Annotated in this window: 14 protein-coding genes, 1 rRNA gene and 1 riboswitch; of the genes, 14 read left to right on the forward strand and 1 reads right to left on the reverse strand. The window is 49.6% G+C overall.

Annotation, left to right across the window (positions count from 1 at the left end; translation table 11 throughout):
• Window positions 1-87: ribosomal RNA gene (gene rrf, locus KNO75_RS12050) — 5S ribosomal RNA — on the forward strand; the annotation flags it as partial.
• Between the two features lie 84 nt (window positions 88-171).
• Entirely contained in the window at window positions 172-363 is a 192-nt protein-coding gene (locus KNO75_RS12055) for an NETI motif-containing protein (RefSeq protein WP_015880702.1), read from the forward strand.
• 44 nt (window positions 364-407) lie between these two features.
• Here the strand turns inward: KNO75_RS12055 and KNO75_RS12060 are convergent, their stop codons facing one another.
• Window positions 408-878, reverse strand: coding sequence for an NUDIX hydrolase (locus KNO75_RS12060; protein WP_214822034.1), 471 nt, complete (start codon window positions 876-878; stop codon window positions 408-410).
• Window positions 879-1025: 147 nt separating this feature from the next.
• Window positions 1026-1127: riboswitch (purine riboswitch) on the forward strand.
• Between the two features lie 69 nt (window positions 1128-1196).
• Here KNO75_RS12060 and purE point away from each other — a divergent pair.
• From purE to purD, 12 genes are read left to right on the forward strand one after another with little or no spacing between them, the layout of a single operon-like run.
• Window positions 1197-1685: a 5-(carboxyamino)imidazole ribonucleotide mutase gene (gene purE, locus KNO75_RS12065; protein WP_214822035.1), complete on the forward strand. Its 489-nt coding sequence runs from the start codon at window positions 1197-1199 to the stop codon at window positions 1683-1685.
• The gene (gene purK, locus KNO75_RS12070) at window positions 1685-2779 is read left to right on the forward strand and encodes a 5-(carboxyamino)imidazole ribonucleotide synthase (RefSeq protein WP_214822037.1); all 1095 of its coding nucleotides are present in this window, start codon (window positions 1685-1687) and stop codon (window positions 2777-2779) included. Before purE ends, purK begins: the two co-directional genes overlap by 1 nt.
• Window positions 2776-4068: an adenylosuccinate lyase gene (gene purB, locus KNO75_RS12075; protein WP_214822038.1), complete on the forward strand. Its 1293-nt coding sequence runs from the start codon at window positions 2776-2778 to the stop codon at window positions 4066-4068. Before purK ends, purB begins: the two co-directional genes overlap by 4 nt.
• 48 nt (window positions 4069-4116) lie before the next feature.
• Window positions 4117-4821: a phosphoribosylaminoimidazolesuccinocarboxamide synthase gene (gene purC, locus KNO75_RS12080; RefSeq protein WP_147536348.1), complete on the forward strand. Its 705-nt coding sequence runs from the start codon at window positions 4117-4119 to the stop codon at window positions 4819-4821.
• On the forward strand, window positions 4818-5060 hold the full coding sequence (gene purS / locus KNO75_RS12085) for a phosphoribosylformylglycinamidine synthase subunit PurS (RefSeq protein WP_074032936.1): 243 nt from the start codon (window positions 4818-4820) through the stop codon (window positions 5058-5060). The genes purC and purS overlap by 4 nt, the downstream gene beginning before the upstream one ends.
• Entirely contained in the window at window positions 5057-5737 is a 681-nt protein-coding gene (purQ, locus tag KNO75_RS12090) for a phosphoribosylformylglycinamidine synthase subunit PurQ (RefSeq protein ID WP_214822040.1), read from the forward strand. Before purS ends, purQ begins: the two co-directional genes overlap by 4 nt.
• The gene (gene purL / locus KNO75_RS12095) at window positions 5721-7940 is read left to right on the forward strand and encodes a phosphoribosylformylglycinamidine synthase subunit PurL (protein ID WP_214822042.1); all 2220 of its coding nucleotides are present in this window, start codon (window positions 5721-5723) and stop codon (window positions 7938-7940) included. The genes purQ and purL overlap by 17 nt, the downstream gene beginning before the upstream one ends.
• On the forward strand, window positions 7916-9325 hold the full coding sequence (gene purF / locus KNO75_RS12100) for an amidophosphoribosyltransferase (protein WP_214822044.1): 1410 nt from the start codon (window positions 7916-7918) through the stop codon (window positions 9323-9325). Before purL ends, purF begins: the two co-directional genes overlap by 25 nt.
• A 12-nt stretch (window positions 9326-9337) precedes the next feature.
• A complete protein-coding gene (purM, locus tag KNO75_RS12105) occupies window positions 9338-10372 on the forward strand; it encodes a phosphoribosylformylglycinamidine cyclo-ligase (protein ID WP_214822046.1) in 1035 nt (344 codons plus the stop codon).
• On the forward strand, window positions 10369-10947 hold the full coding sequence (gene purN / locus KNO75_RS12110) for a phosphoribosylglycinamide formyltransferase (protein ID WP_214822048.1): 579 nt from the start codon (window positions 10369-10371) through the stop codon (window positions 10945-10947). The genes purM and purN overlap by 4 nt, the downstream gene beginning before the upstream one ends.
• Window positions 10944-12464, forward strand: coding sequence for a bifunctional phosphoribosylaminoimidazolecarboxamide formyltransferase/IMP cyclohydrolase (purH, locus tag KNO75_RS12115; protein ID WP_214796230.1), 1521 nt, complete (start codon window positions 10944-10946; stop codon window positions 12462-12464). Before purN ends, purH begins: the two co-directional genes overlap by 4 nt.
• Window positions 12465-12478: 14 nt before the next feature.
• Window positions 12479-13732 carry a phosphoribosylamine--glycine ligase gene (purD, locus tag KNO75_RS12120; RefSeq protein ID WP_214822050.1) on the forward strand — a complete coding sequence of 418 codons (1254 nt, stop codon included), beginning with the start codon at window positions 12479-12481 and terminating at the stop codon, window positions 13730-13732.
• Window positions 13733-13763 lie beyond the last annotated feature (31 nt).

Genomic DNA, 13763 nt, shown 5'->3' on the forward strand with positions numbered 1-13763 from the left:
GTTCCCATGCCGAACACGGAAGTTAAGCGTCTCAGCGCCGAAAGTAGTTGGGGGATCTCCCCCTGTGAGGATAGGACGTTGCCAGGCAAACGGTGGTTCTGGAGCATTCGCTCAAGGGCCGCCGTTTTTTCTTATCATCGATTCAGTTTAGTGGAAGAGAGGACGTAAGAAATGGCTAAGAAGATCAAAGTATATGTCGAACCAAATGAAACGGTCAGCGAATGTTTAGATCGAATCAACGAAATGGGTTATCGTCCTATACGCCGCATTGAAAAGCCCGTCTTTGAGCAAACGGGAGCCAAAGATGAACCTGTCCATTCCCATCAATCGATTTTATTTGAATGCGTCTCTAAAGAATCCTAATGCCAAGCCGTCACACGACTCTGTGTGACGGCTTTTTTTATGTCTCAAAATGAATGCTCACGCTCAAAGCATCGATCTCCAAGCGTATCCAATAAAGTTTGAGCACGTTTCTCTATCTTTATAGGAAGGTTTTCTTTACTAAAGTACTCAAGAGCCAAACTTTCACCATCTTCCATGACGAGTTCTCCAAGTACTCCTTTTGCTTGGTATAAATGAATGACACCGTATGTCTCGTCTCCGTTCGGATATTTAAAGTAACCGTCTGGACCGGAAAAGACTTGGATTAATTCAAATTGCTCAGCGAGAAGCCCAGTTTCTTCTTTCAATTCTCGTGCAGCGACTTCTTCCAATGTTTCCCCGAGTTCCATCGATCCTCCTGGTAAACCCCAATCAAGTGTATCCGATCGGAATTGCATCAGTACCTCTTGCTTTTGATTGATGACCAAAATGGTCGCTCCCACACTGATGATTGGGCGATTCCCAATCACTTCACGTAGACCTGCGATATAACTCATCTAACTCCCCCTTTTTCAATAGCATACATTATCAGAGAAACTTGCGCCGATAATATCAAAAAAGCGAACGATAAATATTCAGACAATTAAAATGTTCGCAGTTTATTGACATGTTTTCAAAGAACAAGGTACGATAGGCGTGTGAGATAGGAAAAATAAATAGTGCTCCATATAATCGCAAGGAAATGGCTTGCAAGTTTCTACCTGATCACCGACTCTGATCAGACTATGGGGTGTAGCTGACGTGTATTTGTCATGCCTATACCCTAAACTGATTGCTCGGTTTAGGGATTTCTTTTTGTAAGGGGGACATTTGGAATGAACGCAGTGGTTGGAGTAATTATGGGTAGTTCATCTGATTGGGAGACGATGAAACATACTTGTGACTTGTTAGATGAGTTACAGATTCCATACGAGAAACAAGTTGTCTCGGCTCATCGAACACCAGACCTTATGTTCGAATATGCGGAAGAGGCACGAAGTAGAGGCATTCAAGTTATTATCGCTGGTGCTGGTGGCGCAGCTCATCTTCCTGGAATGGTGGCTGCTAAAACGACACTCCCTGTCATCGGTGTCCCAATTCAGTCCAAAGCACTCAATGGAATGGATTCACTACTATCAATCGTTCAGATGCCTGCGGGAGTGCCAGTAGCAACTGTGGCAATCGGTAAGGCTGGCGCGACGAACGCGGGACTACTCGCTGCTCAAATTCTCAGTATTCACTCCAAAGAAATCACGCAGCGACTTGAATCGTTTCGGGAGAAAAAACAAGAGATGGCTATGCGAGGAACGGAGGAGTTAGTCTAATGAGAATCGGAATCTTAGGCGGAGGACAGCTCGGACGAATGATGTCTCTTAGTGCAAGTGCAATGGGATACACGACACTTTGTCTAGACCCAAACCCACATGCACCGACTGCTCAAGTGGCGGATTCAATCGTTGCTTCATTTGATGATGTTGATGCCGCAAAGAAACTTGCTGACCGTTCAGACGTTGTAACGTATGAATTCGAGAATATTGACACAGAAATGATTGCAGCAATTGAAGAGAAATGTCCACAAGGAATGGATGTATTGAAAGCGACGCAGCATCGCATTTTAGAAAAACAAATGATTGAGTCAGCTGGTTTACGAGTCGCGCCTTATTGTTCAGTCCGTACCGTTCGAGATGTTCGTGAGGCGAGAGAGGAGCTCGGGTTGCCATTTGTCATCAAGACGTGTCGCTTTGGTTATGACGGAAAAGGACAGACGGTCATTCGGACGGAGCAAGATGTTCAAACATTCATTGAACATTTCACTGAACAGGAATATGTTGCTGAAGCCTGGTTGCCGTTTAAAAAAGAGATATCGGTCATTGTGACACGAGGGGCAGAAGAAACGTCAACGTTCCCAATTAGTGAAAATATTCACCATAACAACATTCTACATCTATCGATTGTACCGGCTCGCGTAGCGGATGAGATTCAAGAAGATGCGAGACACCTTGCGCTTCAGCTTGCTGACCATATCGGATTAATGGGAACACTCGCTGTCGAGCTGTTTGTCATGTCAGATGGTCGCCTTTACGTAAACGAACTCGCACCACGTCCCCATAATTCTGGGCACTATACGATTGATGCTTGTGAAACCTCACAATTTGAACAACACATTCGAGCCGTGACGGGAATGCGTCTCGGACGGACAACATTGAAAACGCCTGTCGTGATGGTCAATCTTCTCGGCGAGCATATGCAACGACTCAATGTCAAAGCATTGCCTTCGAATGTTAAACTACATCTGTATGGAAAAGATGAAGCGAAGACAGGTCGCAAAATGGGACACTTGAATGTTCTCGGTGACACGGTCGAGGATGCGCTTCATACCATCGAACAACTGGCAATTTGGAAGGAGACCGTTTTATGATTTCACGCTACACCCGCCCAGAGATGGCGAACATTTGGACTGATCAAAACAAGTTCGAGGCTTGGCTAAAAGTTGAACTTTACGCTTGTGAGGCTTGGAGTGAACTTGGGATTATCCCGAAAGAAGATGTACAGGTCCTTTGGGACAATGCATCGTTTGATGTTGATCGTATTTTAGAAATTGAACAAGAGACGCGTCACGATGTGATTGCGTTCACGCGTGCGGTCTCCGAGACACTCGGAGAAGAGAAGAAGTGGGTACACTACGGATTGACGTCGACGGATGTCGTCGATACGGCACTCTCGTACTTAATCAAGCAGGCGAATGATATTTTAGAAGCCGATTTAGATCGCTTCATCGGCATTCTTGCAGAAAAAGCAAAAGCACATAAATATGACATCATGATGGGACGTACACACGGTGTACATGCGGAACCGACGACGTTCGGCTTGAAGCTCGCCCTTTGGTATGAAGAAATGAAACGCAACAAAAAACGTTTCATGGCAGCACGCGAAACGATTGAGTTTGGGAAAATGAGTGGGGCCGTTGGGACATTCGCAAATATCGACCCGTTCATCGAGTCATACGTATGTGACAAGCTCGGTATTCAAGCTGCACCAATCTCGACACAGACGCTACAACGCGACCGACACGCTGAATACATGTCGACGCTCGCATTGATCGCGACATCGATTGAAAAGATGGCAACCGAGATTCGTGGTCTTCAAAAAACAGAGACACGCGAAGTGGAAGAGTTTTTCGCAAAAGGACAAAAAGGATCGTCGGCAATGCCGCATAAGCGGAATCCAATCGGTTCTGAAAACATGACAGGTCTTGCACGTGTGATTCGCGGTCATATGGTGACGGCTTACGAAAATGTTCCGCTCTGGCATGAACGTGACATCTCGCACTCATCGGCAGAACGCATCATCATCCCGGACGCGACGATTCTTCTCAACTATATGTTGAATCGCTTCGGTAATATTGTGAAGAATTTGACGGTGTTCCCAGAGAATATGCGTCGTAACATGGACCGTACGTTTGGAATCATCTTCTCACAACGTATTCTACTCGGTCTCATCGAGAAAGGCTGGTCGCGCGAGGCTGCATATGACGCGGTTCAACCGAAGGCGATGCAGGCATGGGAAGAAGAGACGATGTTCCGGACATTGATTGAAGAGGACAAAGAAATGGGCGCACTCTTTACGAGTGAAGAGCTCGATGAGTTGTTCGACCCGCGTTATCATGTACGCCGTGTCGATACGATTTTTGAACGCTGTGGTTTGTAATCGTTGAGGGGCGATATGCCCCTCTCACTTTTAAGGGGGACGGTTCAGATGAAAGCAATTTATGAAGGCAAAGCGAAAGCGTTATTTGAGACAGAAGAAGCGGGTGTGCTTCGCGTATATTACAAAGATGATGCAACGGCATTCAATGGAGAGAAGAAAGAGTCGATTGATGGAAAAGGGATTCTCAACAACGCCATCACGACCCAGCTGTTCGAATTGATGCATGACAACAAGATTCCGACGCACTTTATCAAACGAATCTCAGAGCGGGAACAGTTAGTCCGCCGTGTCGACATCATTCCGTTAGAAGTGGTCGTTCGAAACGTAGCGGCCGGTAGTCTGGCGAAACGACTCGGTTGGGAAGAAGGGACGCCGCTCCTCGCACCGATTGTCGAGTTCTACTATAAAGATGATGCCCTTGGGGATCCGTTGCTTACGGAAGACCATATCCGTTTGTTGCAAGTCGCTACACATAAAGAAGTCGAAACATTGCGACAACTAGGTCTTTGGGTAAACGATGTATTGCTCGATTTCTTCGGCCAACATGGCATTGACGTGATTGATTTCAAACTAGAGTTTGGAAAAGTAGACGGAACGATCATCTTAGCGGATGAGATTTCACCAGATACATGCCGCTTGTGGGACAAAGAGACGAAACAAAAGCTCGATAAAGATGTATTTCGTCGCGATTTAGGTTCTTTGACTGAGACATATGGACAATTGTTAACACGCATAGGGGGAAACGGACAATGAAAAAAGTAAACGTGTATGTGACATTACGTGAAAGTGTACTCGACCCACAAGGAGTTGCCGTGAAAGGTGGACTCGAACATCTTGGATTCGCTGGGATTGAGTCGGTCCGCATCGGGAAGGTCATTGAGCTTCAAGTTGCTGACGAGACAACAGAAGACATGGTCAAAGAAATGTGTGAGAAGTTACTCGTCAACACGGTCATTGAGAATTATGAGATCGAGATGGGGGTACTCGCATGAAGTTCGCGGTCATCGTCTTTCCAGGATCAAACTGTGACCTCGACATGTACCATGCGGTAAAAGACGTGCTCGGGGAAGAAGCGGAATACGTGTTCCATACAGAAACATCACTTGAAGGATTCGATGGGGTCCTCTTACCAGGTGGCTTCTCATATGGCGATTACTTGCGCTGTGGGTCGATTGCTCAATTTTCACCGATCATGGCTGAGGTGAAGCGTTTCGCAGAAGAAGGACGTCCGGTTCTTGGGGTATGTAACGGATTCCAAGTACTCGTTGAAGCAGGGTTACTTCCAGGTGTATTGATGCGAAACCGTGATTTGAAATTCATGTGTAAGACAGTCGAACTCGTCGTCGAAAATAATGAGACGATGTTCACTAGTGATTATGCGGCACAGGAAACGATTCGGGTCCCAATCGCACACGGTGAGGGCAACTACTACTGTGACGAGGAAACACTTGAGACATTGAAGGCAAAAGGTCAGATCGCGTTCACCTATAAAGAGAATCCGAACGGGTCGGTCGAACAGATCGCTGGTATCACGAACGAGGCAGGAAATGTACTCGGCATGATGCCACACCCGGAGCGTGCGGTCGAAGCGCTACTAGGTGGGGAAGACGGTAAACGGTTATTCACGTCAATTGTAAAATGGGGGGCACGACATGTTACTTACAACTGAACCGACAGCTACACAAATCCGTGATGAAAAGATCTATGCCACGATGGGATTATCAGACGACGAATATGCACTCGTCGTCTCACTACTTGGTCGAGAGCCAAACTATACAGAAATCGGTCTCTTCTCGGTCATGTGGTCTGAACACTGTTCGTACAAAAACTCGAAACCTGTGCTCCGGAAGTTTCCTACAACCGGTAAGCACGTTTTACAAGGACCGGGAGAAGGGGCAGGAATCGTCGACATCGGAGACGGTCAAGCTGTCGCCTTTAAAATCGAGAGTCATAACCACCCGTCAGCAATCGAACCTTATCAAGGCGCCGCGACTGGGGTGGGTGGAATCATCCGCGATATCTTCTCGATGGGTGCCCGTCCGATTGCATTGTTGAACTCGCTCCGTTTCGGAGATTTGAACGAATCACGTGTGAAACATTTATTCGGTCATGTCGTATCAGGCATCGCCGGTTATGGAAACTGTGTCGGCATCCCGACTGTCGGCGGTGAAGTCGCATTTGACCCGGCTTACTCAGGAAATCCTCTCGTCAACGCGATGTGTGTCGGTTTCATCCGTCATGAAGATATTCAAAAAGGAATCGCAGAAGGTGTTGGGAACTCGGTCATGTATGTCGGTGCGACGACAGGACGCGACGGGATCCATGGTGCCACGTTCGCTTCTGAAGAACTCGGGGAAGACGCAGACGAGAAACGTCCAGCCGTACAAGTCGGAGACCCGTTCATGGAGAAGTTATTGATTGAAGCGTGTCTCGAAGTCATCAAGCACCCAGCGCTCGTCGGGATTCAAGACATGGGGGCAGCCGGATTGACATCTTCTTCGGCAGAGATGGCCTCAAAAGCTGGCATGGGGATCGAGATGAACTTGGACCTCGTCCCGCAACGTGAGACAGGCATGACGCCTTACGAGATGATGTTATCGGAATCGCAAGAACGGATGCTTCTCGTTGTCAAAGCCGGACATGAAGACGAGATTGAAGCGATTGTGACGAAGTGGGGACTTCACGCAATCAAGGTAGGAGAAGTCATCGAAGAGAAAGTGCTTCGCCTCGTTCACGAAGGAGAAGTCGCAGCCGAAGTACCGGTCGATGCGCTCGCGGAAGACGCTCCTGTCTATCATAAGCCGTCAAAAGTACCCGCATATTACGAAGCGTTCCAAGCAATGAATCCTGTCACACCAATCGTCGAGGATGTGATGGCGACATGGAAAGACGTCCTTGCGATGCCGAGTATCGCTTCGAAACGTTGGGTGTATGAGCAATACGACCATATGGTACAAACGTCGACAGTCGTCGCACCAGGCAGTGATGCCGCGGTCATTCGCATCCGTGAGACGGAGAAATCGCTCGCGATGACGACAGACTGTAACGCAAAATACGTCTATCTCGATCCTCGGGTCGGTGGGGCAATCGCTGTAGCTGAGGCGGCTCGAAACATCGTCGCAAGTGGTGCAGAACCACTCGCCTTGACGGACTGCCTCAACTTCGGAAGCCCAGATAAACCGGAAGGATTCTGGCAACTCGACCAAGCCGTTGAAGGGATGGCGGAAGCGTGCCGTACGCTTGATACACCTGTCATTGGTGGAAACGTATCGTTGTACAACGAATCGAACGGACAAGCGATCTACCCGACACCGGTCGTCGGAATGGTCGGACTCATTGAGAAGCCGGAACACATTACGACATCGTTCGCGAAACAAGCAGGAGACATCGTCTTCTTACTCGGAGAGACGAAAGCGGAATTCGGTGGAAGCGCCCTTCAAATGCTCCAAGATGGAAAAGTGAGCGGTCACGCACCGACACTCGATCTTCAGGAAGAGCAAATGACGCAAAAGGCATTGCTTCAAGCGATTCGTAAAGGTCTTGTCACGGCGGCACACGATGTGTCAGAAGGCGGTCTTGCGGCAGCGTTACCGGAACTTGTTTTCGGAACCGAGTTCGGTGTTGACGTCACAATCGATACAGACCTCGTCACTGCGTTATTCAGTGAATCACAGTCACGCTTCCTCGTGACGGTCGATCAAGCGCAAGCTGAGGCATTTGCGAGTATGACGAACGGAACAGCAATCGGAACGGTCACAGAAGCGGCAACCGTTGTCGTTCGTGCGAGTGACCGTTTGATTGAAATGGATGTGCAAGAGTTGGAACGTGTATGGGAAGGAGCTATTCCATGTTATATGACATCCGAGGCATGAATGAGGAATGTGGAGTCTTCGGTGTGTTCGGTCACATCGAAGCTTCACACCTCGCCTATTACGGACTTCACAGTTTGCAACACCGTGGCCAAGAAGGAACGGGAATCGTAACGGCGGATGGAGAACGTCTCCATGCGAAGCGCGGACTCGGTCTCGTCACCGAGGTGTTTGATGAGACGTCACTTGACGCACTCACGGGGAATCATGCGATTGGTCACGTGCGTTACTCGACAGCGGGAGGTAACACGCTAGAGAACGTTCAGCCACTTCATTTCAAATCGTTAACAGGTGATTTGGCGATGGCACATAACGGAAATCTCGTGAACGCGACAGAGTTAAAACATATGCTCGAAGCGGAAGGTGCCATCTTCCAGACGACGTCTGACACGGAAGTTGTAGCTCATTTGATTAAGAGAAGTCGTGGCAATTCGTTGAAAGAACGAATCGCGGATAGTTTGGCTCGCCTCGTAGGAGCGTTCGCTTTCTTGTTTTTGACGGAAGATGCGCTTTATGTCGGAGTCGACGTCCATGGGTTACGTCCTTTGTCACTCGGACAGACAGAAGACGGTGCGTACGTCTTCGCATCGGAGACATGTGCGTTTGATGTCGTCGGAGCAACGTACGTCCGAGATGTCGAGCCAGGGGAATTACTCATGATCACGAGTGAAGGCATCACATCCGAACGCTTCAGTGAAGCGGCGGTTCGTGCGATGTGTTCGATGGAATACATCTACTTCTCACGACCAGACTCGATTATCGACGGCATCAACGTGCATACAGCGCGTAAAGCCATGGGGAAAAAGATGTTCGAGGAATCGCCGGTCGAAGCAGATGTCGTCACGGGTGTACCCGACTCAAGTATTTCCGCGGCAATCGGTTACGCCGAGGCGAGCGGAATCCCATACGAGATGGGACTCATTAAGAATCGATATGTCGGACGGACCTTTATTCAACCGTCCCAGGAATTACGGGAGCGCGGCGTGAAGATGAAGTTGTCGGCGTTACGCGGTGTCGTGAACGGGAAGCGGGTCATCATGGTCGATGATTCCATCGTCCGAGGAACGACGAGTCGCCGAATCGTTACGTTGCTAAGAGAGGCAGGCGCGACGGAAGTGCATGTGCGCATCACGTCTCCACCTATCAAGCATCCGTGCTATTACGGAATTGATACATCGACGAAGGAAGAGTTAATTGCGGCAACCAAATCCGTTGAAGAGATTAGAGAAGAGATTGGTGCCGATTCACTATCGTTCCTCACATTGGATGGAACGGTCGAAGCTATCGATCGTCCATTCGAAGGAGCGCTACGCGGGCAGTGTGCTGCATGCTTCACGGGACTATATCCGACTGAACTTGCAGAACTCGTGACAGAGACAAAGGCTTAAGGGGGAAAACCGATGAGCGTACGATACGAACAAGCGGGTGTGAATTTAGAAGCAGGATACGAGGCCGTATCCCGCATGAAACGTCATGTCGCCCGGACGATGCGTCCGGAAGTGATGACAGGTCTTGGCAGTTTCGGGGCGATGATTGATCTCGGCTCGATGAATATGAAACATCCGATTCTCGTGAGTGGGACCGATGGGGTCGGGACGAAGCTGAAGTTGGCTTTCGCACTCGACCAACATGACACGATTGGAATCGATTGCGTCGCCATGTGCGTCAACGATTGCCTCGTCCATGGAGCAGAACCGCTCTATTTCCTCGACTATATTGCGACAGGAAAAGCTGAACCAGCTAAACTCGAGCGCATCGTCGCCGGTGTCGCCGAAGGATGTGTCCAAGCAGGATGCGCCCTTGTCGGTGGCGAAACGGCTGAGATGCCTGGCATGTACCCAGATGGAGAGTACGACATCGCCGGATTTGCGGTCGGAGTCGTAGAGAAGGAAAACCTGTTAGACGGTTCGACGATTCAAGCAGGAGACATTGTACTCGGACTCGCTTCTTCAGGTGTCCATTCAAACGGATTCTCCCTCGTCCGGCATATCGTCGACGCGCAACATCTCCAATACACGGATGAGATTGCGATGCTTGATACGACACTCGGGAACGCCTTACTTCTTCCGACACGAATTTATGCCGAAGCGGCGAAAGCGGCGATTTCAACAGGGAAGGTACAAGGGATGGCACATATTACGGGCGGCGGCTTTTATGAAAATGTCCCTCGCATGTTGCCGGAAGGACTCGGGATCACGTTCGATACATCAAGTTGGCCAAGCCTTCCTGTATTCGACTGGCTCGAACAGGTCGGAAACATCTCGAAACAGGAAATGTTCAACGTCTTCAATATGGGGATCGGTTATATGATTACCGTACGTGCTGAAGATGTAGAACTTGTCGAAGCGGCGCTCGAACGCGTCGGTGAGACAGCGCATCGAATTGGGAAAGTCGAGAGTCGTCCGGGAATCCGAATCTCAGGAGTCGACCAATGAAACGATTTGCCATCTTTGCGTCAGGATCGGGGAGTAACGCCGAAGCCATTTGGCAGGCGATTGATGAGGGGCATCTATCGGGCCAATGCGTGTTGCTTGTGACGGACAAACCAGAAGCGACGGTTCTCGATCGTGCGGAGCGTTACAACATCCCTAGCTTTTCTTTTACGCCGAAAACATATTCGTCCAAAGAGGAGTTCGAGGAAGAAATCCTCGTTCTTCTCGATTCACTTCAAGTAGACTATATTGTGTTGGCGGGGTATATGCGCCTAATCGGAAATGTGTTACTATCCGCATATCCGAACCGAATCATTAACATTCATCCCTCGCTCTTACCTGCGTTTCCGGGGAAAGACGCGATCGGTCAGGCACTTGACGCTAATGTGCCTACGAGTGGCGTGACGGTTCATTATGTGGATGCGGGAATGGACACGGGTCCAATCATCGCACAAGCGACTGTAGAGATTGAAGGATGCGATCGTACTGAGGCGACACGACGCATTCAAGCGATTGAACATCAACTGTATCCGCGCGTATTACAACAAGTGTTGAATCAACAGGAGGTTTTCAAGTGAGAGCATTATTAAGTGTTTCTGATAAAACAGGGATTGTGGAATTAGCAAAAGTCTTGCATGAGGCGGGCATTGAACTCATCTCGACAGGAGGAACCGAGGCGGCACTCCAACAAGCCGGTTTACCAGTCAAAAACATCTCTGAAGTGACATCGTTTCCCGAGATGTTAGACGGTCGTGTCAAGACGTTGCACCCACTCGTTCACGGTGGATTGCTCGGGCGTCGCGACCTCGAGACGCATGTCGCACAAATGAAAGACCATGATATCGAGCCAATTGATTACGTGGTCGTCAACCTCTATCCATTTAAAGAGACGATTGCAAAAGAAAACACGACTTATGAAGAAGCCATTGAAAACATCGATATCGGTGGACCGAGCATGTTGCGTTCGGCTGCGAAAAACCATGCGAGCGTCACGGTCGTCGTCGACCCAAGTGACTATACACTCGTTGCAGATGAGGTACGTGGAGGCGGAACATCGTTTGAGACACGTCAACGTCTTGCGACGAAAGCATTCCGTCATACGGCTGCTTACGATGCGTTGATTGCCGACTATTTAGGTCGTCAAATCGGGGAAACCTTCCCAGAACAGTTGACGGTCACGTATGAAAAAGTTCAAGACCTTCGCTACGGGGAGAATCCGCATCAACAAGCAGCGTTCTATAAGACGCCTTTATATGACGGGATGACACTTGCGAATGCAACACAGCTTCACGGGAAAGAACTTTCGTATAACAACATTCAAGATACGAACGCGGCGCTTGAAGCACTCAGTGAATTGAACGAACCGGCTGCCGTCGTCGTCAAACACATGAATCCTTGTGGTGTAGCAGTCGGACGGACGATTCATCAGGCGTTCGAACGTGCACATGCGGCTGACCCGGTTTCTATTTTTGGCGGGATTGTGGCCCTGAACCGCGAAGTCGATTTAGAAACGGCAGACGCCCTTCACAACATCTTTTTAGAGATCATCATTGCTCCATCCTTTAGTGAGGCAGCACTTGAACGATTGAAAGAGAAGAAGAATCTTCGCTTGTTAACGTTGGATATGGGACAAATGACAGGGATGCGCTTAACGGCTGTTGCTGGAGGATTGCTCGTCCAAGATGGGGATGACATGACGCTCGACGACGCCGCGTGCCAAATCGTGACGGACCGTCGCCCGACTGCATCCGAATGGGAAGATTTGAAACTCGCATGGCGTGTCGTCAAACACGTGAAGTCGAACGCCATTGTCGTAGCGAAAGATGAGACGACGATTGGAATCGGAGCAGGGCAGATGAACCGTGTCGGAGCTGCAAAAATCGCTTTCGAACAAGCGGGTGAACGTGCGACAGGTGCAGCGCTTGGAAGTGACGCGTTCTTCCCAATGGCAGACACGGTCGAAGCGGCAGCAGCGGCAGGTATTACAGCCATCATCCAACCAGGTGGGTCGATTCGCGATGCCGAATCGATTGAAGCGGCAAATCGTCATGGGATCACGATGGTATTCACATCCGTCAGACATTTCAAACACTGAGAGGGGTTCGCGTCATGAACGTAATGGTCATCGGTCGAGGAGGACGCGAGCATGCGCTCGCATGGAAATTAAAACAAGACGGACATCACGTCTTCGTTGCACCAGGTAATGACTTTATGGAGGGCATGACGTCTGTGTCAATCAATGAGACGGACGTCGAGGCGCTCGCTCAGTTTGCAGAAGAGACGGACATCGAGTGGACGATTGTCGGACCAGAATCTTCCTTGATGGCAGGGGTCGTCGATACGTTCCGTGCCAAAGGATTGAACATCTTCGGACCGACGAAAGCAGCGGCCTTGCTCGAAGGAAGCAAGGCGTTCGCAAAAGAGGTCATGATGGAGGCGGGCATCCCGACAGCGGCGTATGAGGCGTTTACGGACGCAGAGTCGGCGCTCACCTATATTCAGAAGCTTGGGGCCCCGCTCGTCGTCAAGGCGGATGGACTAGCTGCTGGGAAAGGTGTCACGGTCGCATTCACGGTGGAAGAGGCGGAATCGGCTGTACGTGATATTTTCACGACGGATAAATTCGGACAACAATCACAGGTCGTCATCGAAGAGTTCCTTGATGGGGAAGAGTTTTCACTCATGGCATTCGTCTCGGGAGAGCGTGTCATTCCGATGATTACGTCTCAGGATCATAAACGTGCTTATGACGGTGACCAGGGACCGAATACGGGCGGTATGGGTGCTTACAGCCCGATGCCGCATCTATCAGGGCATGTATACGAAGAAGCGGTGAAGACGGTGTTAGAACCGCTCGCTCAAACGATGGTCAAACGAGGGACGCCGTTTGAGGGATTCTTGTATGCTGGTCTCATCTTGACATCGACTGGTCCAAAAGTAATCGAATTCAATGCGCGCTTCGGTGACCCGGAAACGGAAGTCATCTTACCGAATTTGACATCACCACTCCTTGATGTGATTCAAGCGGTCGTCCGTCAAGAAACGTATCCGATTGAATGGATTGATGGGTATACGATGGGTGTCGTCATCGCAGCGAAGGGTTATCCGGATCGACCTGTTACAGGGCAAGTGTTGTCTGGGTTTGAGACGCTCCCGAAGGACGTTCTCGTCTTTCATGCGGGGACTGTACAACAGGAAGGTCAAGTCATTGGGAACGGTGGCCGCTTGCTCGTCGTTACCGCGACGAAACCGACGTTACTTGAAGCGAAGACAGCCGTATATGAAGCGATTGAACAACTCGATTTGCCGAAGACGTTCCATCGAACGGACATCGGGTCGCGAGCGTTTACACAGATTATTTAAAGGATGGGTCAACCCATCCTTTTTTTCATGC

Source organism: Exiguobacterium sp. s35 (assembly GCF_018617535.1).
Taxonomy (GTDB): Bacteria; Bacillota; Bacilli; order Exiguobacteriales; family Exiguobacteriaceae; genus Exiguobacterium; species Exiguobacterium aestuarii.

What these genes read in the sequence shown, in the direction of transcription:
- purM (WP_214822046.1), top strand. Translation starts at nt 9,338, where the DNA reads ATGAGCGTACGATACGAACAAGCGGGTGTGAATTTAGAAGCAGGATAC.
- purE (WP_214822035.1), top strand. Translation starts at nt 1,197, where the DNA reads ATGAACGCAGTGGTTGGAGTAATTATGGGTAGTTCATCTGATTGGGAG.
- purC (WP_147536348.1), top strand. Translation starts at nt 4,117, where the DNA reads ATGAAAGCAATTTATGAAGGCAAAGCGAAAGCGTTATTTGAGACAGAA.
- purK (WP_214822037.1), top strand. Translation starts at nt 1,685, where the DNA reads ATGAGAATCGGAATCTTAGGCGGAGGACAGCTCGGACGAATGATGTCT.
- purD (WP_214822050.1), top strand. Translation starts at nt 12,479, where the DNA reads ATGAACGTAATGGTCATCGGTCGAGGAGGACGCGAGCATGCGCTCGCA.
- purB (WP_214822038.1), top strand. Translation starts at nt 2,776, where the DNA reads ATGATTTCACGCTACACCCGCCCAGAGATGGCGAACATTTGGACTGAT.
- purN (WP_214822048.1), top strand. Translation starts at nt 10,369, where the DNA reads ATGAAACGATTTGCCATCTTTGCGTCAGGATCGGGGAGTAACGCCGAA.
- KNO75_RS12055 (WP_015880702.1), top strand. Translation starts at nt 172, where the DNA reads ATGGCTAAGAAGATCAAAGTATATGTCGAACCAAATGAAACGGTCAGC.
- purQ (WP_214822040.1), top strand. Translation starts at nt 5,057, where the DNA reads ATGAAGTTCGCGGTCATCGTCTTTCCAGGATCAAACTGTGACCTCGAC.
- purS (WP_074032936.1), top strand. Translation starts at nt 4,818, where the DNA reads ATGAAAAAAGTAAACGTGTATGTGACATTACGTGAAAGTGTACTCGAC.
- purL (WP_214822042.1), top strand. Translation starts at nt 5,721, where the DNA reads ATGTTACTTACAACTGAACCGACAGCTACACAAATCCGTGATGAAAAG.
- purF (WP_214822044.1), top strand. Translation starts at nt 7,916, where the DNA reads ATGTTATATGACATCCGAGGCATGAATGAGGAATGTGGAGTCTTCGGT.
- KNO75_RS12060 (WP_214822034.1), bottom strand. Translation starts at nt 878, where the DNA reads ATGAGTTATATCGCAGGTCTACGTGAAGTGATTGGGAATCGCCCAATC.